Annotated in this window: 20 protein-coding genes and 1 pseudogene; 10 read left to right on the plus strand and 11 right to left on the minus strand. The window is 71.5% G+C overall.

The window, feature by feature from the left end:
- Positions 1-190 precede the first annotated feature (190 nt).
- Positions 191-2,212 (plus strand): glycosyltransferase family A protein, encoded by a 2,022-nt coding sequence (locus tag KVT45_RS03990; protein ID WP_217545056.1) that lies wholly within the window; start codon positions 191-193, stop codon positions 2,210-2,212.
- A gap of 5 nt (positions 2,213-2,217) precedes the next feature.
- The gene (rfbC, locus tag KVT45_RS03995) at positions 2,218-2,811 is read left to right on the plus strand and encodes a dTDP-4-dehydrorhamnose 3,5-epimerase (RefSeq protein WP_217545057.1); all 594 of its coding nucleotides are present in this window, start codon (positions 2,218-2,220) and stop codon (positions 2,809-2,811) included.
- 51 nt (positions 2,812-2,862) lie between these two features.
- On the opposite strand, the gene KVT45_RS04000 is transcribed toward rfbC, so the two are convergent.
- The 6 genes from KVT45_RS04000 to KVT45_RS04025 all read right to left on the minus strand — a co-directional run bounded on the left by KVT45_RS04000 (position 2,863) and on the right by KVT45_RS04025 (position 9,744).
- Positions 2,863-3,684: a class I SAM-dependent methyltransferase gene (locus tag KVT45_RS04000; protein WP_217545058.1), complete on the minus strand. Its 822-nt coding sequence runs from the start codon at positions 3,682-3,684 to the stop codon at positions 2,863-2,865.
- A 196-nt stretch (positions 3,685-3,880) separates the two neighbouring features.
- Complete coding sequence (gene rfbD / locus KVT45_RS04005) at positions 3,881-4,762, minus strand: dTDP-4-dehydrorhamnose reductase (protein ID WP_217545059.1); 882 nt, start codon at positions 4,760-4,762, stop codon at positions 3,881-3,883.
- Positions 4,762-5,760 carry a dTDP-glucose 4,6-dehydratase gene (rfbB, locus tag KVT45_RS04010; RefSeq protein WP_217545060.1) on the minus strand — a complete coding sequence of 333 codons (999 nt, stop codon included), beginning with the start codon at positions 5,758-5,760 and terminating at the stop codon, positions 4,762-4,764. Before rfbB ends, rfbD begins: the two co-directional genes overlap by 1 nt.
- Complete coding sequence (locus KVT45_RS04015; RefSeq protein WP_217545061.1) at positions 5,757-6,824, minus strand: glucose-1-phosphate thymidylyltransferase; 1,068 nt, start codon at positions 6,822-6,824, stop codon at positions 5,757-5,759. Before KVT45_RS04015 ends, rfbB begins: the two co-directional genes overlap by 4 nt.
- A 139-nt stretch (positions 6,825-6,963) precedes the next feature.
- Positions 6,964-7,239 (minus strand): hypothetical protein, encoded by a 276-nt coding sequence (locus KVT45_RS04020; RefSeq protein ID WP_217545062.1) that lies wholly within the window; start codon positions 7,237-7,239, stop codon positions 6,964-6,966.
- A gap of 60 nt (positions 7,240-7,299) precedes the next feature.
- Entirely contained in the window at positions 7,300-9,744 is a 2,445-nt protein-coding gene (locus KVT45_RS04025; RefSeq protein ID WP_308310639.1) for a SpoIIE family protein phosphatase, read from the minus strand.
- A 373-nt stretch (positions 9,745-10,117) separates the two neighbouring features.
- On the opposite strand from KVT45_RS04025, the gene KVT45_RS04030 reads away from it, so the two are divergent.
- A complete protein-coding gene (locus KVT45_RS04030; RefSeq protein WP_217545306.1) occupies positions 10,118-12,268 on the plus strand; it encodes a PP2C family protein-serine/threonine phosphatase in 2,151 nt (716 codons plus the stop codon).
- Between the two features lie 102 nt (positions 12,269-12,370).
- On the opposite strand, the gene KVT45_RS04035 is transcribed toward KVT45_RS04030, so the two are convergent.
- Complete coding sequence (locus tag KVT45_RS04035) at positions 12,371-13,768, minus strand: S1 family peptidase (RefSeq protein ID WP_217545064.1); 1,398 nt, start codon at positions 13,766-13,768, stop codon at positions 12,371-12,373.
- A gap of 207 nt (positions 13,769-13,975) precedes the next feature.
- Between KVT45_RS04035 and KVT45_RS04040 the strand changes: the two are divergent.
- From KVT45_RS04040 to KVT45_RS04060, 5 genes and pseudogenes are all read left to right on the plus strand, one after another.
- Positions 13,976-14,381 (plus strand): annotated as a pseudogene (locus tag KVT45_RS04040) (PaaI family thioesterase); the annotation flags it as partial.
- Positions 14,382-14,883: 502 nt separating this feature from the next.
- Positions 14,884-15,099 (plus strand): type A2 lantipeptide, encoded by a 216-nt coding sequence (locus tag KVT45_RS04045; protein WP_089103454.1) that lies wholly within the window; start codon positions 14,884-14,886, stop codon positions 15,097-15,099.
- Positions 15,100-15,208: 109 nt separating this feature from the next.
- Positions 15,209-16,015 (plus strand): HlyD family efflux transporter periplasmic adaptor subunit, encoded by an 807-nt coding sequence (locus tag KVT45_RS04050; RefSeq protein ID WP_217545065.1) that lies wholly within the window; start codon positions 15,209-15,211, stop codon positions 16,013-16,015.
- Positions 16,012-18,234: an NHLP family bacteriocin export ABC transporter peptidase/permease/ATPase subunit gene (locus KVT45_RS04055; RefSeq protein WP_217545066.1), complete on the plus strand. Its 2,223-nt coding sequence runs from the start codon at positions 16,012-16,014 to the stop codon at positions 18,232-18,234. The genes KVT45_RS04050 and KVT45_RS04055 overlap by 4 nt, the downstream gene beginning before the upstream one ends.
- A 1-nt stretch (position 18,235) precedes the next feature.
- Positions 18,236-21,052, plus strand: coding sequence for an NHLP bacteriocin export ABC transporter permease/ATPase subunit (locus tag KVT45_RS04060; protein ID WP_217545067.1), 2,817 nt, complete (start codon positions 18,236-18,238; stop codon positions 21,050-21,052).
- Positions 21,053-21,056: 4 nt separating this feature from the next.
- Here KVT45_RS04060 and KVT45_RS04065 read toward each other — a convergent pair whose 3' ends face one another.
- From KVT45_RS04065 to KVT45_RS04075, 3 genes are all read right to left on the minus strand, one after another.
- Positions 21,057-21,587: an SRPBCC family protein gene (locus tag KVT45_RS04065; RefSeq protein WP_217545068.1), complete on the minus strand. Its 531-nt coding sequence runs from the start codon at positions 21,585-21,587 to the stop codon at positions 21,057-21,059.
- A 5-nt stretch (positions 21,588-21,592) separates the two neighbouring features.
- Positions 21,593-21,934, minus strand: coding sequence for a helix-turn-helix transcriptional regulator (locus KVT45_RS04070; RefSeq protein WP_217545069.1), 342 nt, complete (start codon positions 21,932-21,934; stop codon positions 21,593-21,595).
- A gap of 136 nt (positions 21,935-22,070) precedes the next feature.
- Positions 22,071-22,898: an alpha/beta hydrolase gene (locus KVT45_RS04075; RefSeq protein ID WP_217545070.1), complete on the minus strand. Its 828-nt coding sequence runs from the start codon at positions 22,896-22,898 to the stop codon at positions 22,071-22,073.
- Between the two features lie 156 nt (positions 22,899-23,054).
- Here KVT45_RS04075 and KVT45_RS04080 point away from each other — a divergent pair, with 156 nt between their 5' ends.
- On the plus strand, positions 23,055-24,557 hold the full coding sequence (locus tag KVT45_RS04080; RefSeq protein WP_217545071.1) for an MFS transporter: 1,503 nt from the start codon (positions 23,055-23,057) through the stop codon (positions 24,555-24,557).
- A 257-nt stretch (positions 24,558-24,814) separates the two neighbouring features.
- Positions 24,815-25,198 carry an STAS domain-containing protein gene (locus KVT45_RS04085; protein WP_217545072.1) on the plus strand — a complete coding sequence of 128 codons (384 nt, stop codon included), beginning with the start codon at positions 24,815-24,817 and terminating at the stop codon, positions 25,196-25,198.
- A 134-nt stretch (positions 25,199-25,332) separates the two neighbouring features.
- On the opposite strand, the gene KVT45_RS04090 is transcribed toward KVT45_RS04085, so the two are convergent.
- Positions 25,333-25,755, minus strand: a complete 423-nt coding sequence (locus tag KVT45_RS04090) for a subtilase-type protease inhibitor (RefSeq protein WP_217545073.1) — start codon at positions 25,753-25,755, stop codon at positions 25,333-25,335.
- Positions 25,756-25,948 lie beyond the last annotated feature (193 nt).

The following is a 25,948-nucleotide window of genomic DNA, read 5'->3' on the forward strand; positions in this document are numbered from 1 at the left end:
ACCGGCACCACGGCTCGGGCCACGGCCGAGACCGCCGCTGAGCAGGCCTTTTGACGCACGGATAACGCTTCACAACCCGGTCTTACCCGAAGGCGGGATCCGCCCGAGGACAGGGCCGGGTTAGCATTCGCCCACATGTAGATGCCGTCCAGGCAAATGGGCGGCTTATCCCAGGGGGCTAGGAAGCCGGATGCCGGTCAAAGTCAGTGTTGTCGTCCCTGTGTACAACCCGGGGCCCTATATCGAGGACTGCATCGCCTCGGTGCTGCGGCAGTCGCTGCCGAGCGACGAGTACGAAGTGATCTTCGTGGACGACGGGTCCAGCGACGAGACACCGGCCCGGCTCGACGCCGTCGCCGCCGAGCACCCGCACGTGCACGTCATCCACCAGGAGCCCTCCGGCTGGTCCGGCAAGCCCCGCAACGTGGGCATCGCCGCCTCCAAGGGCGAGTTCGTGATGTTCGTCGACAACGACGACTTCCTGGGCGACGAGGCCCTGGAGCGGATGTACAACTACGGCGTCGAGAACGAGGCCGACCTGATCATCGGCAAGATGGCCGGCAAGGGCCGCCCGGTGCCGGTGGAGCTGTTCCGCCGCAACCACCCGCGGGCCACCGTCGAGAACGCCCCGCTGATGGACAGCCTGACCCCGCACAAGATGCTGCGCCGGTCCTTCCTGGACCGCATCGGGCTGCGCTTCCCCGAGGGCCGCAGGCGGCTGGAGGACCACGTCTTCGTCGCCGAGGCGTACCTGCGCGCGTCGAACATCTCCGTGCTCAGCGACTACGTCTGCTACTACCACCTCAAGCGCGACGACGCCTCCAACGCCGGCTTCCAGCGCTTCGACCCGGTCGGCTACTTCGCGAACCTCCGTGAGGCCCTCGACGTCGTCGAGCGCTACACCGAGCCCGGCCACCGGCGCGACCTCATGTTCCGCCGCTGGCTGCGCAGCGAGATGGGCGAGCGGCTGCGCGGCAACCGGTTCCTGAAGCTGCCGGACGACTACCGCAGGGAGCTCTTCGACGAGATCCACAAGGTGATCGCCGAGCGCATGGGCCCCTCCGTGTTCGCCCTGCTGGAGCCGGCCCACCGAGTGGTCACCGAGCTGGCCGGCGCCGGCCGCTACGAGGACGTGCTCGCCGTCGCCGAGTGGGAGGCGGCCATCGCCCCCTCGACGGCCGCGCAGGGCGTCACCTGGGACGGCGACGCCCTGAAGATCGAGTTCAGCGCCGAGTACGCCGTCGACGGTGCGCCCAAGACCTACCCGGCCGACACCTCGGGCGCCGAGCCCGAGGGCCCGGCCGCCACGGCCGCGGACGCGATCGCCCGGCTGGAGCGCGGCACCGCCGCCCGCTTCGCGAGGGCCAGGGTCGACCTGATGATGCGCGAGCGCGAGACGCACGCCCAGTTCTTCCAGCCGGTCGAGATCACCCGCGAGACGCTGCCCGTGGAGGGCGAGCCGGACCGCGTCCGCCTGGTCGTGAAGGCCACCGCCACCGTGGGCCCGGCCACCGCGGCCAGCGGTACCCCGCTGCCGCCCGGGCTGTGGGACGCGTTCGTGCGCCTGACGATCGGCGGCTGGACGCGCGAGCACCGGCTGTTCCCGGTGTCCAAGGACCCGCTCCCCGCGCTGCCCGTCCCCGGTGTCGTCGGCGGCCACCGGGTGCTGCCGTACTGGACGGTCAAGAACAACTTCGCCCTGGACATCGACCAGGCGGGCAAGCGGCTGGGCTTCGGCGAGTTCCGGCCCGAGGACTTCACCGCCGCCGGGCCCGGGCGCCGCGCGGCGCCCCCCCCCCCCCCCGCCGGCGACGACAGGGCGGGGGGCCGCCGGCCCGGCCCGAACCCCCCCGCCGAGGTGCTGGAGGTGCCGGCCACGCTGTCGCCCGCCGAGGGCGGCGGAGCCGTGCTGGACGCCCCGCTGCCGGTGCGGTCGCTGCAGCAGGGCGGCTGGCGGATCGCCCTGTGCCTGGTCGCGGACGCCGCCGAGCCGCGCTTCTTCACGCTGCCGCTCGTCGTCCGCAACTCCCCCGAGGGCCTGAAGATCGCCAAGCCGGCTCCGAAGAAGGCCAAGGCCGCCGCCGCGCCCCGGCCGAAGGCCCGGCCTGGCGTCGCCCGCCGACTGGCCCGCAAGCTCCCGCTGCCGGTGCGCCGCGCGCTGGTCAGGGCCCTGGGCAGGGGCAGGAAGCCCGCACGACAGGAAGGCAAGTAAGAACCGTGCGACCGCTGAGCATCGAAGGCGCCTGGGTCCAGGAGCCCAAGCTCTTCCCCGACGACCGGGGCAGCTTCCACGAGTGGTTCAGGGCCGGGGAGTTCCGTGAGGCCCTCGGCTACGACCTCGACCTCGCGCAGGCCAACTGCTCGGTCTCCCGGCGGGGCGTGCTGCGTGGCATCCACTTCGCCGATGTGCCGCCGAGCCAGTCCAAGTACGTCAAGTGCGTGCGCGGGGCCGTGCTGGACGTGATCGTGGACATCCGGGTGGGCTCCCCCACCTTCGGCCGCTGGGAGGCGGTCCGGCTGGACGACGCGAACCAGCACGCCGTGTTCCTCGCGGAGGGCCTCGGCCACTCGTTCATGGCGCTGACCGACGACGCCACCGTGGTGTACCTGTGCTCGGCCGGGTACGCGCCGGGCCGCGAGCACGGCATCGACCCGCTCGACCCCGAGCTGGGCATCGAGTGGCCCGAGGGCCTGGAGCCGGTGCTGTCGGAGAAGGACGCCGAGGCGCCGTCGCTGGCCGAGGCCATGGCGTCCGGGCTGCTGCCGTCGTACGCGGACTGCGTGGCCTACTACGAGCAGTTGCGCGGCTGACCGCGCCGGGGAGCCGGGCCGTGGCCCGGCTCCCCGGTGGGCTGTGCGGTGTCAGGACTTCGCGTAGCGCTGCTTCAGCGCGCTCCGCTTGTTGCTGCCCTCGGCATTCCGGCCTTTTTCGATGATCACCAGGTTGTGGTAGAAGTGCACGCCGACCACATTGAGGTCCGTGTACGTCGGCTGGTAGTTCTCGGTCACGAATTCTTCGTAATTCAGCCCGTCCGTCAGTCGCTTCAGCATCCCCATACTGGTGTGCGCGGCGTCGAGGTCCTCGCTGCCCTGCCATTCGGGCCAGTACGACGACTGCGTGTCCTCGACGATGTAGATGCCACCGTCCTTGAGACGCGGGAAGAGCGTGGCGAAGGTCGTAAGCACATGCGGACTGCGGTGGCTTCCGTCGTCGATGATGACGTCCAGCTCACCGATCTTGTCGACGATCGAGTTCAGCGACGACGGGTCGGACTGGTCACCGATGAACGTCGTGATGCGGTCCTCGTCGACAAATGACTTGTCCTGGATGTCCATTCCGAAAATCTGCGCCTTCGGGAAGAACTGCTTCCACATCCGCAGGGAAGCACCGCCCTGACCTGCCCTGTTGTAGCCGCCAATGCCGATTTCCAGCAGGTTGAAGGACTCGTTCCTCAGGTGTCCGAGGTGGCGCTGGTAGTGCTGGGTGTAGCGGTGTATTCCCCACTTGTCGGTCTTGAAGTGCTGAGCGAGTTTGTTGAGATCGCCGGAGATCGCGTCGAGCCCCGTCGGCTTTGCAGGCTTGGCCGGCTGGGCCGACCGGGCGGACAGCCTCCGCTTCAGTCGTCGCAGGTTCCGCACATTCTTCTCACCCAGCACGGACTTCACGGTGGCTCGCATCGACATCGCGGGACAAATCCTTTCCCTACCCGGCCCACAAGACATTCAAAGCATCATCGTAGTGACGTGGGGCAGTCCACAAGGGGCGAACACGACGGCCCGTGAAAAAGACCGGCGGGCTCCGGTATTTCCATACGCCGCAGGGCGGCCGACACGCTCGGTGAGCCGTCGGCCGCCCTGCGGCGCGTTGGTGCGAAGTGCCTTATGCGGACATCTCCTTGCGGATGAGCGGCAGCCCCTCCGCGAGGGCCTGCCGCCAGTCCCGCAGCGGTTCCAGACCGGCCTCGGCCCACCGGTCGTGCCCGAGGGCGCTGTAGGCGGGGCGGGGTGCCGGGCGGACGAACGCCTCGCTGGTGGTGGGGCGTACCCGCTCGGGGTCGGCGCCGAGCAGGCGGAACACCTCCCGGGCCAGCTCGCACCAGGTGGCCGCACCGGAGTTGGTGCCGTGGAAGACGCCGTGCGCGCGCCCGTCCCGGCCGAGGCGGGGGCCGAGGTCGGCGATCCGGGCGGCCAGGTCGGCGCTCCAGGTGGGCTGTCCGCGCTGGTCGTCGACGACGTCGAGGGTGTCCCTGCGGGACTCCAGCTCGATCATCGTTCGCACGAAGTTCTTACCGTGCGTGCCGTACAGCCAGGCCGTGCGGACCACCGCGCTCGCGCCCGGGAGTTCCTCCAGGACGGCCCGCTCGCCCGCGAGCTTGGTGCGCCCGTAGGCGGTGCGCGGGGCGGTGGGGTGGTCCTCGGGGTACGGGCTGGTGCGGGCCTCGCCGTCGAAGACGTAGTCGGTCGAGACGTGTACGAGGCGGGCGCCGTGCCGGGCGGCGGCGCGGGCCAGCAGGCGCGGTCCCTCGCCGTTGATCAGCAGGGCCCGCTCCTCGTCGGTCTCGGCGTCGTCGACGGCCGTGTACGCGGCGCAGTTCACCACCAGGTCGGGCCGGTGCCCGGCGAGCGCCGACGCCACCGAGTCGGCACTGGTGATGTCGAGGTCGGCGCGGCCGAGGGCCACGACCTCCTCACCCCGGCGGGCGAGTTCCTCGGTCACGTCGTGGCCGAGCATGCCGCCCGCTCCGGCGACGAGCCACTTCATCAGTGCTTCTCCTGCTCCTTGCGGGACTCCAGGGCGGCGCGCTCCTTGAGCGGCTCCCACCAGTCCCGGTTGTCGCGGTACCAGGCGACGGTGTCGGCGAGGCCGGAGGTGAAGTCGTGCTTGGGGGTGTAGCCCAGCTCGTCGTGGATCTTGCTCCAGTCGACGGAGTAGCGCTGGTCGTGGCCCTTGCGGTCGGCGACGCGGTCGACGCGGTCCCAGTCGGCGCCGCAGGCCTCCAGGAGCAGCCCGGTGAGCTCCTTGTTGCTGAGCTCGGTGCCGCCGCCGATGTTGTAGACCTCGCCGGCCCGGCCGCCGGTGCGGACCAGGTCGATGCCCTGGCAGTGGTCCTCGACGTGCAGCCAGTCGCGGACGTTGCTGCCGTCGCCGTAGAGGGGCACGTTCTTGCCGTCGAGGAGGTTGCTCACGAAGAGCGGGATGACCTTCTCGGGGAACTGGTGCGGCCCGTAGTTGTTGGAGCAGCGGGTGACGCGGACGTCCAGGCCGTGGGTGCGGTGGAAGGCCAGCGCGAGCAGGTCCGAGGAGGCCTTGGAGGCGGAGTACGGCGAGTTCGGCTGGAGCGGGTGGCTCTCGGGCCAGGAGCCGGTCTCGATGGAGCCGTAGACCTCGTCGGTGGAGACGTGCACGAACGGGCCGACGCCGTGCCGCAGGGCCGCGTCGAGGAGGGTCTGGGTGCCGACCACGTTGGTGCGGACGAACGCGCCGGCGCCGTCGATGGAGCGGTCGACGTGCGACTCGGCCGCGAAGTGCACGACCTGGTCGGCCTCCGCCATGAGCTTGTCGACCAGCTCGGCGTCGCAGATGTCCCCCTGGACGAAGGTCAGCCGGGGATGCGACTCGGGCAGGTTCGTCAGGGTGCCCGCGTAGGTGAGCTTGTCCAGCACGGTGATGTGCGGCGCGTCGGGCGCGTCGGCGGCGAGCAGGCCGCGGACATACGTGGAGCCTATGAAGCCGGCGGCGCCGGTGACGAGGAGATTCATGAACGGATCTGCACCTTGCTGTGGTCTCCGAGAACGAGGCGGTGGGCACTGGGGGTGCCGGTTGCCGGGGTCACCTCGACATGCCGGCCGATCAGCGAGGACTCGATCCTGCCCACCCCGTCGATGGAGGAGTCCCGCAGCACTATGGAGAACTCCAGCTCACTCTCGGTGATCCGGCAGTTCTCGGCGACGGACGTGAAGGGGCCCACGTACGAGTCGCTGACGACGGTGCCGGCGCCGATCACGGCCGGGCCGACGATCCGGGAGTTCGTGACGCGCGCACCGGCCTCGACGACCACGCGGCCGACGATCTGGCTGGCCTCGTCGACCTCGCCGTCGATGCGCGGCTCCTGGCCCTCCAGGACGGTCCGGTTGACCTCCAGCATGTCGACGACGTTGCCGGTGTCCTTCCAGTAGCCCTTGATCACCGTGGAGCGCACGTCGGCGCGCTGGTCGATGAGGTGCTGGATGGCGTGGGTGATCTCCAGCTCGCCGCGCCAGGACGGCTTGATGGCGCGTACGGCGTCGTGGATGGCGGGCGTGAAGAGGTAGACGCCGACCAGGGCGAGGTCGCTCTTGGGCTCCTGCGGCTTCTCCTCCAGGCCGATCACCTGGCCGTCCGCGTCGAGCTCGGCGACACCGAAGGCCCGCGGGTTGGGCACGTGGGTGAGGAGGATCTGGGCGTCGGGGCGGGTCTCGCGGAACTCGTCGACCAGTCCGCTGATGCCGCCGACGATGAAGTTGTCGCCGAGGTACATGACGAAGTCGTCGTCGCCGAGGAACTCGTGCGCGATCAGCACCGCGTGGGCCAGGCCCAGCGGGTGCTCCTGGGGGATGTAGGTGACGCGCAGGCCGAACTTCGACCCGTCGCCGACCGCCTCCTCGATCTCGGCGGCGGTGTCGCCGACGATCATCCCGACCTCGGTGACGCCCGCGGCGGCAAGGGATTCGAGCCCGTAGAACAGCACGGGTTTGTTCGCCACCGGTACGAGCTGTTTCGCCGATGTGTGGGTGATCGGCCGCAGCCGGGTTCCGGCACCGCCGGATAGCACCAAAGCCTTCATTCGCTACACCTTATAGGTGAACATCTGATTGAGACGTTCTTCTGTTTTCCTGATGGGTTACGACAGTATGGCCCTGGCGCGGATGCCATGTGACCACGAGGTACCCGGTAACGGCGTCCAGCCCGGTTCGTCCCGTGGTTCAGGAGTCCTCCGGCCAGGCCGCCGCGCGTTCCACCTCCGCCTCCACCTCGGCCCTTGGCCGGCCCTCGTCACGGGCGAACTCGTTCACCGCGGTCAGTTCGTCGCGGGCCAGGTCGCGCCAGGCGCGCAGGGCGGTCTCGTAGGTCTCCGACTGGGCGCCGCCCGACTGCTGCCGGGCCGGTGGCCCGTAGGTGTCCCGCAGTTCCAGGACCTTGTCGTGGGCCGCGTCGGCCGCGCGGTGCTTCGCCACGAGTTCTTCGAAGGTATGTGCCACGTCAAGGACACTAAGGAGGGTCGGCCCGCGCCGCCTGTCGAGAGCGGGGGCCGGCGGGGTTCAGTCCTCCAGGACGAGATCCGCCCACACCTGCTTGCCGCCGCTGGCCGGCACGGTCCCCCAGGCCGCCGACATGGCCTCCACCAGGAGGATGCCGCGCCCGCCGGTGGCCTCCCAGCCGATGTTGGTGGGTTTCACCGGGCTGCGCGGCGAGGCGTCGGCCACGGCGATCCGCAGCCGGTGGTCGACCAGGGTCAGGTCGAGCCGGACCGGTCCGTCGGTGTGGATGAGGGCGTTGGTGACGAGTTCGGAGACCACCAGCAGGGCGGCGTCCATCGCCTCGTCGGTCATGCCCCAGGAGCGCAGCACACGGCGGCTGAAGCGGCGGGCGTGCCGGGCGGCCTCCGGGACCCGCCAGACCGTCCAGCTCTCGCGCAGCGGGCGGACGGCCATGCCGTCGTAGCGCATCAGCAGCAGGGCGACGTCGTCGGCGCGGTGCGCGTTGCCGAGCAGGGCGTCGGCGGCCAGTCCCAGCTGGGCGGGGTCGGCGCCGGCGAGGTCGCGGGCGAAGCGCTCCATGCCGTCGTCGATGTCGGTGTCGGGTGACTCGACCATGCCGTCGGTGGTGAGCGCGAGCATGGTGCCGGGGCTCAGGCTGAGCTGGGTCATCGGGAACTCGGTCTGCCCGAGCACGCCGAGCGGGGGGCCGCCCTCGGTCTCGGTGATCCGCGTGGTGCCGTCCGGGTGGCGCAGGACGGGCGGCAGGTGTCCGGCGCGCACGCACCAGGCGGTGCCGTCCTCCATGTCGACGTCGACGTAGCAGCAGGTGGCGAAGAGGTCGCTCTCCATGTCCAGGAGGAGCCGGTTCGCGTGCGAGACGACGACGTCGGGGGTGTGGCCCTCGGCGGCGTAGGCGCGCAGGGCGGTGCGCATCTGGCCCATGAGGGCGGCGGCGCTGGCGTTGTGGCCCTGGACATCGCCGATGACGAGGGCGACGTGGTTGTCGGACAGCGGGATCACGTCGTACCAGTCGCCGCCGACCTCCAGGCCCACGGTGGTGGGCAGGTAGCGGGCGACGGCTTCGCCGCCGGGCAGGCCGGGCAGCCGGCGCGGCAGCAGGGTGCGCTGGAGCATCCCGACGAGTTCGTGCTCGGCGTCGAAGGAGTGGGCGCGCATCAGGGCCTCGCCGGCGAGACCGGCGGAGGCGGTGAGCAGGGCGCGTTCGTCGGGGCCGAAGTCGTGCGGGCTGTCCCAGCCGATCAGGCAGGCGCCGGCCATCCGGCCGCCGGCGGGCAGCGGAAGGATGGCCAGGCCGCCGGGGCCGACCTCGGCGAGCGCGGGTTCCAGGGCGGCCGCCGCCGGCCAGATCTGGGCCCGGCCCTCGCGCAGGGCGGTGGCGAGGGTGGGCATGGCGCGCACGGGCGCGTCGGGCCATTCGGTGCGCCACTCGCTGCGCCAGAGTTCGGGCCAGGACTCGGCTTCGGGCGGGTCGAGGACGATGACGACCAGACGCTCGTTCTCCAGTTCGGCCAGGGCGATCCGGTCCGCCTTGAGCGGCGCGCGCAGGGCGGTGACGACGGCCTGGCTGACGTCCTTGACGGTGCCGGCGGTGGCCAGGGCGGCGGCCAGCTGCTGGACGCGGGCCACGTCGGTGACGTCCGAGCGGAACGTGGAGGCGTCGGCGACGGTGCCGGCCAGCCGGGCCGAACGCCCCTCGCCGCCGGGCACCAGCCGGCCGCGCAGCCGCAGCCACTTGGGCGGGCCGGAGGGCTGCAGGATCCGGAACTCCAGCTCGCGGTCGCCGATGGACATGTGGTCGGCCTCGACGACGGACATCAGGGCGGGCAGGTCCTCGGGCACGGTACGGCCCAGCAGCGTCTCGACCTTGCCGTCGAACTCGTCCCGGCCCATCCGGAAGAGGTCGAGGATGCCGTCGCCGACGGCGATCCGGCCGGTGTCCATGGCGAGGCTGAAGGCGTAGGCGGACAGTTCGCCGGTGTCCGTGGCCGAGGGGAGCGGGGCGGGCAGGGCGATCGCGTCGGCGACCAGGGCCAGGCAGGCACGGTCCTCGGGGCCGAATCCGTCGTCCCGCTCGCTGACGGCGACGAGGAGTCCGGCGCCGCCGGACACCGGCAGGGCGGCGAGCCAGAACTCCTGGGACGGGGTCCGCCGCGCCTCCGGGCAGTCGGCCAGCTCGTCGGGGCCGAGCCAGACGGGCCGCCCGCTGCCGTACGCCTCGGCCGCCGGGGACCGCCCGACAGTCGGGTAGGCGTCGCGCAGCCCGTACAGGGTGCGGGGCAGGCCCGCCGACTCGGCGAGGCGCAGCACGGTGCCGTCGTCGCCGGGCGTGTACACCCCGGCGAAGGCCGCGCCGGCGAACACCAGTGCCTGTTCGAGAACGCGGCGGAGCCGATCGGGTGCGCCGGGATCGCCAGTGAGCGTTTCGAGGGCGATTTCGGCGCGATCGGTTCTCGTTCCGCGTACCGCAGCGCCCTCACTGACCACGCCGCCATTACAGCGCTTATGAGGCGTCTGCGCAGCCCCTGTGACCGTTCCGTGGAGGGCGGGGGGCGAGTGCGCCCGAAACGCACCGAACATGTCCTGTCCCGTGCGCCCCGCACGGCGCTCTCGTGACGGACGTGAACTGTCCGCGACCGGACCCCGTCCGGAACCGCCGGTGCCTCGGGGACGCCGTGCGACGCGCCGTCGCGAACGGCGGCTCCCCCGAATGTGCCGGGGCGAACGGGGTACCCGGAGGTGGCTCGGTGCGTGCGTCGCCGCCGCTCTCGCCGTGCGACGGTCGCCGCCAGGAGGGAGCCTTGATCCCTAGGACGCGACGCGCGGCCGGACGAGGAGGTGGTCGGGCGTGTCCGACGGGATGGGGGCGCCTCCGGCGGGAGCGGGGCCGGGCGACGTGCCGGCGGCCGCCGACCCCAGCTCCGGCCTGCCGCTGTTGTCGCTGGCGCTGGCCTCGATGATGGCGGAGGTCCAGGCGCACTCCGGCGGGGTCTATCTGCTGGCGGCCGACGAGCCGGTGCTGGAGATGGCGGTGACGGCGGGTCTGCCCCGGACGTTCGTGGCGCCCTGGGAGCGGGTCGGGCTGAGCTCGCCGATCCCGGTCGCGGAGGCGGTGCGCGAGCGGCGGCTGGTGTGGGTGGGCGGCGAGGAGGACATGGCGCGCCGGTACCCGCGCATCGCGGTGGTGCTGCCGTACGCGTTCGCGCTGGCCGCGCTGCCCGTGGCGACGGCGGACACGGTGTACGGGGCGGCGTACGTGACCTGGCCCGGTGCCCATCCGACGGTGCTGTCCGACCGGGAGCGGGAGTCGCTGACGGCGGCGTGCGAGCGGCTGGCGGTGCGGCTGGAGCGGGCCGCCCGGGAGAACCGGGTGCCGCGCACCGAGCCGGATCTGCTGGCGGCCCCGTCGGGCATGGCGGGCACACTGGGCACGGTGGAGGCGGCGCGGATGGTGGGGCGGCTGCCGTACGGGCTGGCCTCGCTCGATCTGCACGGGCGGGTCGCCTTCGCCAACGCGGCGGCGGCCGAGCTGCTCGGCGTGCACGCCGACGATCTGCTCGGCACCCAGCCGTGGGTCTCGGTGCCGTGGCTGAACGACCCGATGTACGAGGACCGTTACCGGGCGGCGCTGATCAGCCAGCATGTGACGTCGTTCGTGGCGCTGAGGCCGCCGGGCGACTGGCTGTCGTTCCGGATGTATCCGAGCACGACCGGGCTGACCACCCGGATCAGCCGGGCGCGGGCGGTCGCCGAGATGGTGGGCGCGGCGCCCCGCGCGGATGCGGCGCCGTCCCCCCGGCTGGTCACCATCTCCCAGGTGCTGAGCCTGACCGGGGCGCTGACGGAGGCCGTCGGGGTGCAGGACGTGGTGCAGCTGGTGGCGGACGAGGTCGCCCCGGCCGTCGGCAGCCAGGCCCTGGTGGTCCTCGGGTCACGGAGCGGGCGGCTGCACGTGCTGGGGCAGCGCGGGTACGAGGACCCGCGGATCGTGGAGCGCTTCGACGGCCTTCCGCTGGCCGAGCGGACGCCCGGCACCCATGTCCTCAACACCGGTGTACCGGCGTTCTTCGAGTCGCGGCAGCAGCTGGAGCGGCTGTATCCGGACCGCAACGAGACCCCGGACGGGTTCGCGGCCTGGGCGTATCTGCCGCTGATCGCGTCGGGTCGGCCGGTGGGCACCTGTGTCCTCGCCTACGCCGAGCCGCACGCCTTCCCCGCCGACGAGCGTGCCGTGCTCACCAGCCTCGGCGGGCTGATCGCGCAGGCGCTGGAGCGGGCCCTGCTCTACGACGCGAAGAACCAGCTGGCGCACGGTCTCCAGGCGGCTCTGCTGCCGCACTCGCTGGCTCCGCCGCCGGGCATCGAGGCGGCCGCCCGTTATCTGCCGGCCATGCACGGCATGGAGATCGGCGGTGACTTCTACGACCTGGTGCCCACCCGGCCGCTGGCGGCGGCGGTGATCGGGGACGTGCAGGGGCACAACGTGACGGCGGCCGGGCTGATGGGCCAGATCCGTACCGGCGTACGGGCGTTCACGAGTGTCGGGCAGACGCCGGCCGAGGTGATGCGCAGCACCAACCGGCTGCTGATCGACTCCGGCGCCGATCTGTTCGCGAGCTGTCTGTACCTGCGACTGGATCCGGAGCGGGGGCGCGCGGTGATGGCCCGGGCGGGGCATCCACCGCCGCTGCTGAGACGTCCGGACGGGCGGGTACGGGTGCTCGACCTGGCCGGAGGCCCACTGCTGGGCATCGACGCGGAGGCCACGTACCCGACGACCGAGGTGTCGCTCGCGCCGGGCTCGGTGCTCGCCCTCTACACCGACGGGCTGGTCGAGTCCCCCGGTGTGGACATCGAGGACGCCCTGGTCGACCTGGGGGAACTGCTCTCGGAGAGCGGCGACCAGCCTCTGGACAAGCTCGCCGACACGCTCGTGCGGCACAGTGCGGCGGCGCAGGAGCGTGTCGACGACGTCGCGGTGCTGTTGCTGCGGGCGGAGGCCGACCACTGAGCCCCGCCCGGCCCTCGCCGGAAACGATTCGGTCCGGCCCTCCCGCCGGAGGGCCGGACCGTCCACCGTCGGCCGGGAACCGCTAGCAGGCCGCGCGATGGGTCAGTTGGACGACGAGGTGCCGTCCGCGCCGGTCCCGGACTGGTCGCCGGTCCCGGTGGCGTCGCCCGTGCCGGTGGCGTCGCCGGTACCGGTCTCGTCGCCGGTGCCGCTCTGGTCGCCGGCCGTCGCGGACGGGTCGACGGCCGTCGCGGACGGATCGGCGGTGCCGCCGATCTGGTCGCCGCCGGCCTGGTCACCGGCGGTGGCGGACGGGTCGGCCGAGGCACCGGCGTCACCGGCGCCCGCGCCCGCGTCACCGAGGGTCGCACCCGTCGCCTGCAGGGCGGCGGTCACCGGCTGGAAGAAGGTCTCGCCGCCGGCGGTGCAGTCGCCGCTGCCGCCGGAGGTCATGCCGACCGCGCCGCCGTCCTGGGTGAACAGCGAGCCGCCGCTGTCGCCGGCCTCGGCGCAGACGTTGGTCTGGATGAGACCGGTGACGGTGTCGACACCGTTGGGGTCGGTCTCGCTCTGGAAGTTGACGGTGGCGTCGAGGCCGGTGACCTGGCCGTCGTGCAGGCCGGTGGTGGAGCCCATCCGGAACACGGTCTCGCCGACGGTGGCGTCGACGGCCTGGTTGATGGCGACGGTCTGGCCGTTGCCTATGTTGACGTCACTGGTCGTCTGGGTGGCGGGGTCGTTGTACTTGACGAGCGAGAAGTCGCCGTTGCCGGGGAACTGGGCCTGGTCCACGGTGGCGATCGGCTGGCCGGTCTCGGAGTCGGACCAGTCCTTGGCGGCGACACCGCAGTGACCGGCCGTCAGGAAGGCGGGGGTGCCGTCCGAGGCGGTGACGTTGAAGCCGAGGGAGCAGCGGACGGTGCCGTCCTGCACCTGGGAGAAGATCGCGTCGCCGCCGGAGACGAGGGTCTTGAAGGTGCCCGACGACTTCTTGAGGGTCGCCATGTTCGAGCCGAGGCCCTGGACCGTCGACTCCAGCGTGTCCCACTTGGTGCCGGTGACGGTGCTGTCGGCGCTGACCACGACCTTGTTGGTCTTGGGGTCGACGGCCCAGGCGGTGCCCGGGATGGTCGCCTTGGTCTTCAGGGTCTGGGCGACGGCCGCCAGTTCGGAGGTGCTGTTCTGCACCTGGCGGACGACCGCGCCGGCCTGCTCCGCCTGGACGATCACGTTGTTGTCGCCGTTGACGACGTTGACGACGAGCTGCTGCTTGGCGCTGTCGTAGTAAGACCCGGCGAAGGCCTGGCCGAGCAGCTGCTGGAGCTGCGCGGCGAGGTCCGAGGCGCCCGTTGCCTTCAGGGTCTTGGGGGCTGCGGTGGCGCCGGAGGCGTTGTCCTGAGACGCGTTGGCCATCGGCAGCAGGAACGCCGCAGCTCCGAGCGCGGCGACACCGCCCACCGCGATAGCGGCCTTGCGCTTCGGAATTCGCTTGTGACTCAAACTTCTCGACCTCCAAGGGACGGAGTGCCTGCCGTTGCGGGGCAGTCGTTCGTGAGCGGCGCCTGGATGGCCATAGGTACGGGCGGGTCACGTGGTGCGTTCAATTCCGGTTCCCAACTTCCTTGACCCGGTGATGAATCGGCCATGGCGCGCCCGTGGTGGACCAGGTCCGGGTGCCGGGCCACCGGCCAGGGAGCAATCCCCCATATGACGATGAGCACCGCCGAAGCCGACAAGATCCTCTCCGTCGGCTTCGCCCCCCCTGGGTGCCCGGCCTCGGGCCGGCCGTCGAGACGCCGGGCGAGGACCGGGCGACTCTGCGTCCGCCCTGGTCGGACCGGCTGTCCGGGGATGACGGCGGGCTGTCGGGACAGGTGTTGACGGCGGCGGCCGACACGGCGACGGCGATCGCTGTTCCGGCGCCCCGGGCAGCTTCGCGCCGATGACGACGGGGCAGCGGTCGGCCTCGTTCCAGCGCGCGGTGACCGGTTCGGATGTCCTGATCGAAGCGGCGCCGACCGGACCGGGCCGCCGGATGGCGTTCGCCGACATCACGATGAGCGATCAGAAGTCGGGCGCGCTCGCGGCGCGGGCGAGCACGGTCTACGCACTTCCGAGCCGACCCGACCAACACTGTCAGCAATCGGTCATTGACGGTCCGTTGCGATCACGGACCGGAATCCTTGCTTCAGGGAATCTGCACATCCCATACCCAAGCAAGTCACGGGGAGCGACGGATCTGCACAACCGCGCGCCCCTTGCCGTGCCCTTGGCCCGGAGTGCCGGATTCGCCACCGGGCGGGCAAGCCGTGCGGCGGGGGCGAAGTCGTGCGGCTTGTGAAGGAGTCGCCGACAAGCGGTGCGCGCGCCTGCACGGATGAGCCCTTCTGTGGCCCAAGTTCCCAGGTGAGGCGCCTGGTTGATTGGAAGGGCGGACCGTGGGCGTGCTTTGATCCATCGCACCGCGGGGGCCGCCAAGGACTCCCGGAAACGGGCGCCCGGCGCCCGCGGTCACGGCCGTCCGCTTGTCCCCCCAAGGGCCGTTGCTCGTCCCTGAAGGGCGTCGGGGGGCCGCTCTCCCCCTTGTGAATATCCATATGAAGGGAAGTTCCATCATGAACTCCACCCCCCAGGTTGAGACCGTCGAGATCTCCGACGCCGAGCTCGACAACGTCTCCGGCGGCCTGTCCCTGAACGCCCTCGGCACCGTCACCGGCCTGGTGGACAGCGTTGCCCCGGTTTCCGGCCTGGTCAACACGGTCGTCGGCACCGTCGAGGGTGTCACCGGCCTCAACACCCAGCCGGTCACCAACCTGGTCGCCGGTCTCTGATCGCACCTCGTTGCCGCTGAGTCCCGGAGCCGGATCCCGGCCCCGGGACTCTCGGGTGTTCTGAAACACCCTGTTCACCAGAGCCTCTCCCCTAGGTGAGGGAAGTTCCGTGCAGTTCCGCCAACAGGCCCTCGCCAAGCTCCAGTCACCGGAGGAGCTCGATCTTCCGGTGCGTTTCGCCCGTCCGCAGGGCTGGCTCGCGCTGTCCGTCTCGGTCGTCGTGATGGCGGCGGCCTCGGTGTGGGCGGTGACCGGTTCGGTCGCCTCCACGGTGAGCGCGCAGGCCATCCTCACCCACGGGCAGGGCAGTTACATCCTGCAGAGCCCGGTCGCCGGGCAGGTCACGGCGGTCCTCGCCGAGCAGGGCGAACGGCTGCCGGCGGACGCCCCCGTGCTCAAGGTCCGCACCAGCCAGGGCGACTCGGTCGTCCGCACGGTCGCCGCGGGCCGGATCAGCGCGCTCGCCGCGACCATCGGGCAGATCATCCAGACCGGCGCGAACGTCGCCGCCGTGGAGAAGGTCGCCCACACCTCGGACCCGCTGTACGCGACGGTGTACGTCCCCGCCGAGAACGCCTCCGCCATCCCGGCGAACGCCCCGGTCGACCTGACCGTGTCGTCGGTGTCGACGCAGGAGTACGGCGTGCTGCGCGGCCATGTGAAGTCGGTGGACCGCGCCGCCCAGTCGGCCCAGTCGATCGCCGCGTTCCTCGGCGACAGCCAGCTGGGCGAGCAGTTCACCAGGAAGGGCCGCCCGGTGGCCGTCCTGGTCCGGCTCGACACGTCGAGGAAGACGAAGAGCGGCTACAAGTGGTCCTCGGCCGACGGGCCGCCGTTCGAGCTCGACTCCATGACCCTGGCCTCGGGTTCGATCCGCCTGGCCGACCAGCGTCCCGTCGATTGGCTGCTCCCGTGACCACCGCCCAGGAGACCCGCGGCCGCCGGCGCGCCGCTCCGCCCAAGCGACCGGTCCCCAAGGGCCGCGGCCGGACGGTCCGTACGCCCACCGTGCTCCAGATGGAGGCCGTCGAGTGCGGCGCCGCCTCCCTCTCCATGGTCCTCGGCCACTACGGCCGGCATGTCCCGCTGGAGGAGCTGCGTATCGCCTGCGGTGTCTCCCGCGACGGCTCGCGCGCCAGCAACCTGCTGAAGGCGGCCCGCAGTTACGGCCTCACCGCCAAGGGCATGCAGATGGACCTGGCCGCCCTCGCCGACGTCCAGGGGCCGGCGATCCTGTTCTGGGAGTTCAACCACTACGTCGTCTACGACGGCATGGGCCGCCGCTTCGGCCGCCGGGGCGTCTACATCAACGACCCGGCCAAGGGCCGCCGGTTCGTGCCGATGGAGGAGTTCGACGGCAGCTTCACCGGTGTCGTGCTGGTGGTGGAGCCGGGCGACGGCTTCGAAAGGGGCGGGCGACGGCCGGGCGTCCTTGGCGCGATGCCGGCCCGGCTGCGCGGCACCGCCGGCACCATGCCCGCCGCCGTCCTGGCCAGCCTGCTGCTTGTGGTCGTGGGCGCGGCGGTGCCCGCGCTCAGCCGCCAGTACATCGACCTGTTCCTCATCGGCGGCCAGACCTCGCTGCTCACCGTGCTGTTCGCCGCGATGGGCACCTGCGTCCTGCTCACCCTGGTGCTGACCTGGCTGCAACAGGCGAACCTGCTGCACGGCCGGATCGTCTCCTCCACTCTCTCCAGCGCCCGCTTCCTGCGCCATCTGCTGCGCCTGCCGGTGACCTTCTTCGCCCAGCGCAGCCCCGCCGACCTGGTCCAGCGCCTCCAGTCCAACGACCAGGTCGCCGAGACCCTGGCCCGCGACCTCGCCGCGGCCGGTGTGGACGCGGTGGTCGTCGTCCTGTACGCGGTGCTCCTCTACACCTACGACGCGCAGCTCACCTTCCTCGGCATCGGCGTGGCCCTGCTGAACATCGTGGCGATGCGGCTCGTCGTACGGCTGCGCGCGACCCGGACCGCGAAGCTGCGCGCGGACACGGCCCGGCTCACCAACACCTCCTACACCGGTCTCCAGCTGATCGAGACGATGAAGGCGACCGGCGGCGAGGACGGCTACTTCCGACGGTGGGCCGGACAGCACGCGAGCACGCTGGAGGAGCAGCAGCGGCTCGGGGTGCCGAGCGCCTGGCTCGGTGTGGTGGCCCCGACGCTGGCCACCGTCAACAGCGCGCTGATCCTGTGGATCGGCGGCATGCGGGCGGTCGAGGGCGGCATCTCGGTCGGTCTCCTGGTCGCCTTCCAGTCCCTGGTGACCCGCTTCACCGCCCCGCTGACCCGGCTCAACGGCGTCGCGGGCCGCATCCAGGACTTCGCGGCCGACGTGGCCCGTCTCAAGGACGTGGAGAACTTCCAGGCGGACCCGGTCTACGCCCGCCCCGGCGCCGGTGACTCCACCCGGCGGCTCCAGGGCCATGTCGAGCTGGAGAACATCACCTTCGGCTACAGCCCGCTGGACAAGCCGCTGCTCACCGGCTTCGACCTCACCGTCGGCCCCGGCCGCCAGGTGGCCCTGGTGGGCGGCTCGGGCAGCGGAAAGTCCACGGTCTCCCGGCTGATCTCGGGTCTCTACTCCCCCTGGGAGGGCGTGATCCGCATCGACGGACAGCGCCTGGAGGACATCCCGCGCGGCGCCCTCGCCGCCTCCGTCTCCTTCGTCGACCAGGACGTCTTCCTCTTCGAAGGGTCGGTGCGCGACAACGTGGCGCTGTGGGACCCGTCCATCCCGGACGAGGCCGTGGTGGAGGCGCTGCGGGACGCGGCCCTGTACGACGTGGTGACGCGCCGGCCCGGCGGCATCCACAGCAGGGTCGAGCAGGACGGCCGCAACTTCTCCGGCGGCCAGCGCCAACGCCTCGAGATCGCGCGGGCACTGGTGCGCCGGCCGAGCATCCTGGTCCTCGACGAGGTGACCAGCGCCCTGGACGCCGAGACCGAGCTGACCGTCATGGACAACCTGCGCCGCCGCGGCTGCGCCTGCGTCGTCATCGCGCACCGGCTGAGCACGGTGCGCGACAGCGACGAGATCGTCGTGCTCCAGCACGGGACGATCGTGGAGCGCGGGCGGCACGACGAGCTGGTGGCACACGGCGGGGCGTACGCCGCGCTGGTCAGGGAGCGATGAGATGACGACCGTGGACCAAGGCGACCTCGTACTCGGCGCGTTCGGCTCACTGGGCGCCCGGATCGACTGCACCGGCTTCAACCGCCTGGACCTGGAAGGCCCGCAGACGCTGTGGCTGGTGGCGTCCGGCGCCCTGGACCTGTTCGCGGTGGACGCCGAACAGCAGGGCCACTGGCACCACCTGGGCCGCCTGGAGGCGGGCTCCCTCCTGCTCGGCCCGGTCGCGGGACCGCAGCACACCCTGGTGGCCCGCCCGTTGCGCGACTGCGTCGTGCACCGCATCGGCCTGCGCGAGCTGTACCAGCCCTCCCACACCCAGACCTGGTCCTACGACGAGTACGGCAACCCCCAGTACGTCCCGCCGGCCACCAGCCCCCTGGAGTACGCCCTCGCCCTCGGCGTCGGCCGCGGCCTGTCGATCCTCTTCCAGGCCCCGATGACCGCCAGTGAGCGCGCCGCGGCCCCCACCGACGACGACGTCTTCTGGATGCAGGTGCCGCCGGGCAGTGTGCAGTACGGCTCGCTGTACGGCGCGGAGGCGGCCGCCGACCTGCTGATGGACCCGGCGCTGTGGCAGAGCATGGTCGACCAGCAGTACCGGCTGCTGACCACCCTGGACCGGTGGATCGAGCAGCTGGAGCGCACCCACGAGACCCGTACGGCGGCCGGTATCAAGGCCGGTGAGGCGGTCCGCGCCCAGGCCGACCGGACCCTGCTCGCCTCGATCGGCAAGGGGGCCAGGCACACCACGACCGCCGACGCCGACGCCTCCTACGCGGCCTGCAGACTGGTCGCCGAGGCCGCGGGCATCACCCTCGCGGAACCCGCGCAGAGCGGTACCGAGAGCGACCGCATCGACCCGGTCGAGCGGGTGGCACTGGCCTCCCGGGTCCGTACCCGGGCGGTACGGCTCGACGGCCACTGGTGGCGCGACAACGTCGGCCCGCTGGTCGGACACCGCGCCCTGTCCGGCGCCCCCGTCGCGCTGCTGTGGCGGCGCGGCGGCTATGTGGCCGTCCATCCGGCGACCGGCCGCGAGACACCGATCGAGAAGGCGAACGCGGCGGAGTTCGAGCCGCGCGCGGTGATGTTCTACCGGCCGCTGCCCGACAAGGCGCTGAGTCCGCTCGGCCTGCTCCGGTTCAGCATGCGCGGCACGCGCGGCGACCTCGGCAGTCTGCTGCTGGCCGGGCTGGTGACCGTCGCGATCGGCTCGCTGGTGCCGATCGCGACCGGCAAGGTGCTGGGCGACTACGTGCCGAAGGCCCAGACGGACCTGATCGTGCAGGTCTGCCTGGCGGTGCTGATCAGCGCGGTGGTGTCGGCCGCGTTCACGCTCCTGGAAAACCTCACGATCCTCCGCCTCGAAGGCCGTATCGAGGCGACCCTCCAACCGGCCGTCTGGGACCGGCTGCTGAGGCTGCCGACGAAGTTCTTCACCCAGCGCTCGACCGGTGAGCTGGCCAGCGCGGCGATGGGCGTCAGCGCGATCCGCCGGCTGCTGGCGGGGGTCGGCCCGGTGGTCGTCCAGTCGGTGACCGTCGGGGCGATGAACCTCGGCCTGCTGTTCTGGTACAGCGTGCCGATGGCGCTGGCGGCCATGGGCATGCTCGTCGTCATCGCCGCCCTGTTCCTGGGGCTCGGGCTGTGGCAGGTGCGCTGGCAGCGCCGCCTCGTGGTGCTCGGCAACAAGCTGAACAACCAGGCCTTCCAGACCCTGCGGGGCCTGCCCAAGCTGCGGGTGGCGGCGGCCGAGAACTACGCGTACGCGGCCTGGGCGGGCGAGTTCGCGCGCAGCCGCGAGCTCCAGCAGAAGGTGGGCCGGATCAAGAACCTCACCAGCGTGCTGGGCTCGGTCTACCTCCCGGTCTGCACCCTCCTGATGTTCATGCTGCTGGCGGGCCCGGCGAGGGGCGCCATGGACGCGGCGGCCTTCCTCACCTTCAACACCTCGGTGACGATGCTGCTCACCTCGGTCACCTCGCTGACCGGTTCCTTCGTGTCGGCGGTGGCCGCGCTCCCCCTCTTCGAGGAGATCAGGCCGGTCCTGGAGGCCGCCCCCGAGGTGCGCACCGCCAGCACCCGCCCCGGCCCGCTGTCCGGCGCGGTCGAGGCCCGGCGTCTCTCCTTCCGGTACACCGACGACGGTCCCCTGGTCCTGGACGACGTCTCCTTCGACATCCGCCCGGGCGAGTTCGTGGCGGTCGTCGGCCCCAGCGGCTGCGGCAAGTCGACCCTGCTGCGCCTGCTGATCGGCTTCGACAGGCCGGTCTCGGGGAGCGTGCTGTACGACGGCCAGGACCTGGGCGCCCTCGACCAGTCGGCGGTCCGCCGCCAGTGCGGGGTGGTGCTCCAGCACGCGCAGCCGTTCACCGGCTCGATCCTGGACGTCATCTGCGGCACCGAGCCGTACACCCCCGAGGAGGCGATGGCGGCGGCCGAGATGGCGGGGCTCGCGGAGGACATCAAGCGGATGCCGATGGGGCTGCACACGATCGTCGCCGGGAGCGGCGCGATCTCGGGCGGCCAGCGGCAGCGGCTGATGATCGCCCAGGCGCTGATCCGGCGCCCCCGCATCCTCTTCTTCGACGAGGCGACCAGTGCCCTGGACAACGACACCCAGCGCACGGTCATCGAGAGCACCCGCAAGCTCAACGCCACCCGGATCGTGATCGCCCACCGGCTGTCGACGGTCATGGACGCCGACCGCGTGATCGTGATGGAGGACGGCAAGGTCGCCCAGCAGGGCCCGCCTGCCCAGCTGCTCGCCGACACCGGCGGGCGGCTGCACGAGCTGGTGCGGCGGCAACTGACGTGACGGGTCAGCCGTCCGCACCGGGGACGGGGGCGCCGGCGGGCAGGCCGGCGTCGAGGTAGCCCTGGTAGTACTCCTTCCAGGACGCGGTGACGCCGGCGTGCGGGCCCTGGAGACGCTCTCCGCGGGCCTTCGCGTCGAGGGCGGAGAGGCAGACCTCCCAGCCGGCGCTGTTGCGGGCGGCGGTGTTCTCCTCGCCCAGGACATGGGTCAGGGTGAAGCGGGTGCGGTCCTCGCCTTCCGGAGCCAGATCGAAGCGGATCTCGTCGCCGCCCCAGTCGAAGGCCAGGTTCCGGGGCGGGTCGACGGCGAGCACGGTGCCCTGCGACTCGGGCATGTTCGGGTCGCCGGTGAACTTGACGGCGCCGCCGGGGCGCAGGTCGAACTCGGCGCGGGAGGGGAACCACTCCGCGAGTTCGTCGGGGTCGGTGACGAAGTGCCAGACGCGGTCGATCGGGTGGCCGTAGACGCGGCTGAAGCGGACGGCAGGGCGGCCGTCGTCGAGGGTGACGTAGGTGCCGGTGAGTTCGGCGGGCATCGGGATCAGTCCTTCGAGGAGGGGGCTTCCGGGTCGTCCGTCGTCTCGTCCAGGCGGCGGCCCAGGGCGTCCAGGCTGCTGTTCCACAGCCGGCGGTAGGGGGCCAGCCAGGCGTCCAGCTCGGCGATGGGTGCCGGGTCGAGGGCGTAGACGCGGCGCTGCGCGTCCTGCCGTACCCGGACCAGTCCCGCCTCCCTCAGCACCCTGAGGTGCTTGGAAGTGCTCGGCTGGCTGAGGCCGCATGCGTCCACGATCTCGCCGACGGGGCGTGGGCGGGTGAGGAGGAGGCCGACTATGGCGCGGCGGTGGGGGTCGGCCAGGGCGGTCCAGAGGGTATCGGCGGACATGGTTCAATATGCCTGCACGGTTATATGCCTGTCAAGGAATACTTGGTGGGCTAAAGGTCCGCACAGACACCGCGGGCCGGTGGGGGCTGGTCGCGCCCACGCGGCGGAGCCGCACATCTACACAGCCCCGCGCCCCTCAAGAGGTCGGCACACTGGCCTCCCCCTGCCAGTGCAGCAGTGTTGCCAGCACCCGCACCGCCGCCGCGAACCTCGTCGGATCACGCAGGTACTCCATGTGGATCCCCGGGAACTCCGCCCACTGCGCGCCGATTCGACGAGCGATCTCGATCGAGGGGCGGGCGTAGTACGTACCGCGGTCCTCGCTGCCCGCTCCCAGCACGATCGGGAACGGCGCCGAGCGCAGTGCCTCCTCGTCGGGGAGGAAGGAGGCCAGGGCGGGCCACTCGGCGGTGAAGAGGTGGTCCTGGTTGCCGAGGAACCGCTTCCACAGGTCGTCCGGCCAGCGATAGGTACCCTCACCCCGGACCCCGTGGGCGAAGCGGCGGCCCGCGGCCGACGCCCCGCCCTCGGCGTGGACCGCGGCCAGCTCCGGGAAGAAGCCGCGGGCCGGGTCGCCGTCGGGCAGGACGTTCACGGCGGGCGGCTCATGGGCGATCAGCCCGGTCAGCACCTCGGGGTGGCGGACGGCCAGGGTGAGCCCGACGATCGCGCCCGCGCTGCTGCCGAACACCAGGGCGCGTCCGCCGGCGAGGCCCTCGACGACCGCACGGGCGTCCGCGGCCTGTTCGGCGAGGGTGGTCGCGGTGCCGTCCCGGCCGGTGCTGCGGGAGTTGCCGCGCCGGTCGTAGGTGATCACGGTGAAGGCGTCCGCGAGGTCCTCGGCGATCGCCGTGTAGTAGCCCGCGTCGCCACCCGCGCCGCCGACCATCAGCAGGGCCGGGCCGGCGCCCCGTACCGCGTAGTAGAGCCGCGCGCCGGCCACCGCGAGCATCCCGTCGGCCATGGCGAGTCTCCCTTCCCAGCGAAACGTTGCCGTTTCGCTGAAAGTGCTCTAGTCTCGATGTGTACGAAACCGTTTCGTTCGCGGCTACGTAGGCGTCGTCGCGGTGAAGCGGCTTCTCTGTAAATCCCGAACGACTTTCCCTGGAGTGGTTCCCCCATGTCCGAGAAGACTCTGACGGACGACGTCGTCGTCGGTACCGAGGAGGCACCGCCGGCCGCCTCCTCGAAGCGGTGGTGGATCCTCGCGGTCATCGCCGTCGCCCAGCTGATGGTGGTGCTCGACGCCACGATCGTGAACATCGCCCTCCCGTCCGCCCAGGCCGACCTCGGGTTCTCCGACGGCAACCGGCAGTGGATCGTCACCGCGTACGCCCTCAGCTTCGCCTCCCTGCTGCTGCTCGGCGGCCGGATCGCCGACCTGTTCGGCCGCAAGACCGCCTTCCTCATAGGAGTCGTCGGCTTCGCCGCCGTGTCGGCGCTGGGCGGTGCCGCGAACGGCTTCGGGATGCTGGTCACGGCACGCGCCCTGCAGGGTGCCTTCGGCGCGCTGCTCGCCCCCACCGCGCTCTCGCTGCTCAACACCACGTTCACCGACGCCCGTGAGCGGGCCCGGGCGTTCAGCGTCTACGGCGCCATCGCCGGCGCCGGCGGTGCGGTGGGCCTGCTGCTCGGCGGTGTCCTCACCGACACGTTCGACTGGCGCTCGACCCTGTACGTGAACGTCGCGATCGCCGTCGTCGCCTTCGCGGGCGGTATGGCACTGCTGCACAACCACCGTGACGCCGGGAACGCCAAGCTGGACGTGCCGGGCACGGTCCTGGTCGCGGCCGGTCTGTTCTCGCTGGTCTACGGCTTCTCCAACGCCGAGACGCACGACTGGGGTTCGCCGCTGACCTGGGGCTTCCTGATCGCCGGCGTGGGGCTGCTGGCGGCCTTCGCCTGGTGGCAGACCAAGGCCAAGTACCCGCTGCTGCCGCTGGGCATCCTGCTGGACCGCAACCGCGCGGCCTCGTTCCTCGCCGTGCTGATCTCCGCGGGCGGCATGTTCGGCGTGTTCCTCTTCCTCACCTACTACCTGCAGCTGAACCTCGGCTTCAGCCCGACGAAGACCGGAGTGGCGTTCCTGCCGATGATCGGCGGGCTGATGGTGACGGCACAGATCGGTACCCAGGTCCTGGTGCCGCGGCTCGGACCGAAGGTGGTCATCCCGCTGGGCTTCGCGGTCTCCGCGGCCGGCATGGCCTGGCTGACCGGGATCGGCGTCGGCTCCAGCTACCTCAGCGCGGTGCTGCCGCAGCTGATCATCACCGGCCTCGGCCTCGGCCTGGTCATGCCGGCCGCCATGCAAATGGGCACGGGCGGGGTGACGGCCGACGAGGCGGGTGTCGCGTCGGCGACGGTCAACGCCATGCAGCAGGTGGGCGGTTCGATCGGTACGGCGCTGCTCAACACACTCGCGGCGAGCGCGGCGACGGACTACCTGGCCGGGAAGGACGCGACCAGCAAGCTGGTGCAGGCACAGGCCACGATCGAGAGCTACACGACCGCGTTCTGGTGGTCGGCCGGGATGTACGCGGCCGGCGCGGTCATCGCCTTCCTGTTGTTCCGCAAGGGGGTGCCGCAGCAGGACGCCGACGCGGCGCCGGTCGTTCACATGTAACTGCCGCAGAGCCGCAGGGACCGAGGGGCCGCCGTCAGCAGGGAGACGGTGGCCCCTCGCCGTTGTTGTCTGCGGGTGCGTTGTGGCTGGTCGCGCAGTTCCTCGCGCCCCCATGGGGGCGCGTCAAGTCAAGCCACTTCATTCAAATTCACTTGGTCGAGTGAACCTGATCTTGCGCCACCGCCATCAGGGATGCCAGGCGCTCTGACCGGGTAACTACCAGGCCCCGTACGCGCCCTGTGCCTCGTGGAGCAGAGATGACGCCGGAAGCCGTGGATCCCGGGCTGCCCGCCGCCAACTCCTGTGCGCGCACCCACCGCAGCGGGTCGTACCTCGTCGTCGAGGTCTTCGGTGAGGTCGACATCGCCACCGAGGAGCTGCTCGCCGAGCATCTGCTCGCGGTGACCGCCGGACCCGAGCCCGATGTGCTCGTCGATCTGCGGCGGCTGGACTTTCTCGACTGCTCGGGGCTGCGGGTGCTGTGCCGGGCCGAGGCGCGCGCCAGGGAGCGGGGCGGGCGGCTGCGGCTGATGTGCGAAGGGCCCCGGATTCCGCGGCTGTTACGGGCCTCGGGGCTGCTGGGGCGTTTCCCGCCGCTCCCCGGCATTCCCCGGGACGGGAACGCCGGGGAGCGGCGGTGATACCGGGGGTCGGACGGGCAGCCCCACACCACCCGTCCGACCCCCGCTGCGAGATCGCAGGTTCCCCGCTCCAGGGGCCGCACTCCCCAGTTACGGACCTGTCCGGCAGTCACGAGGACCGTGCGATCCCGGGCTCAGAAGGCGAAGACGCTCGTCCCGTAGGCGTCCCTCATGCACTGGTTGCCGAAGGTGTGCTCGTAGGAGACGCGTTTGCCCTGCCAGACGCCCTCGACCGTGACCACGACGGGATCGTAGAGCTTGGTACACCACACATCGCTTCTGGGCGCCAGGGCGTCCAGATCACCGCCGGCGCCGCGCAGTTCGGCGCAGGCCTCGGCGGCGGCCGGGTGGGTGCCGGACGCGCCCGGAGCGCAGTTCAGGGTGACGGCGCGCTCGGGCGTGGCGGTGGCCGCCTCTGTGCCGTGGCCGGTGGTGAGCACCAGGGCCGAGGGGGCGTAGAGCGAGCTCGGGGCGGCGACGGCGGCCCCCGTCAGGGGTCCGCAGACGGCGGCGGCCGTAAGGCCGAGGGTCGCTGCCCAGCGCGCGGTGGTTCGCATTGTGTGCATCCTTCCGCTCGATTCGACGGGTGCCGCCCTCGGCCCGGTGGGTGCCGGGGCGGCGGGCGCCACTCTGCCGAGTCCGCCGCCGAAACACACATCGAACCCACAGGTTTCAGTAACCTTGCGTATTGAATCAGTGGCGTGAAGTCACGGAATTCGAAGGCGTCGACCGCGCAACGGAGCGGTTCTT

The organism is Streptomyces sp. GbtcB6 (assembly GCF_019091475.1).
GTDB classification, from domain to species: domain Bacteria; phylum Actinomycetota; class Actinomycetes; order Streptomycetales; family Streptomycetaceae; genus Streptomyces; species Streptomyces hyaluromycini.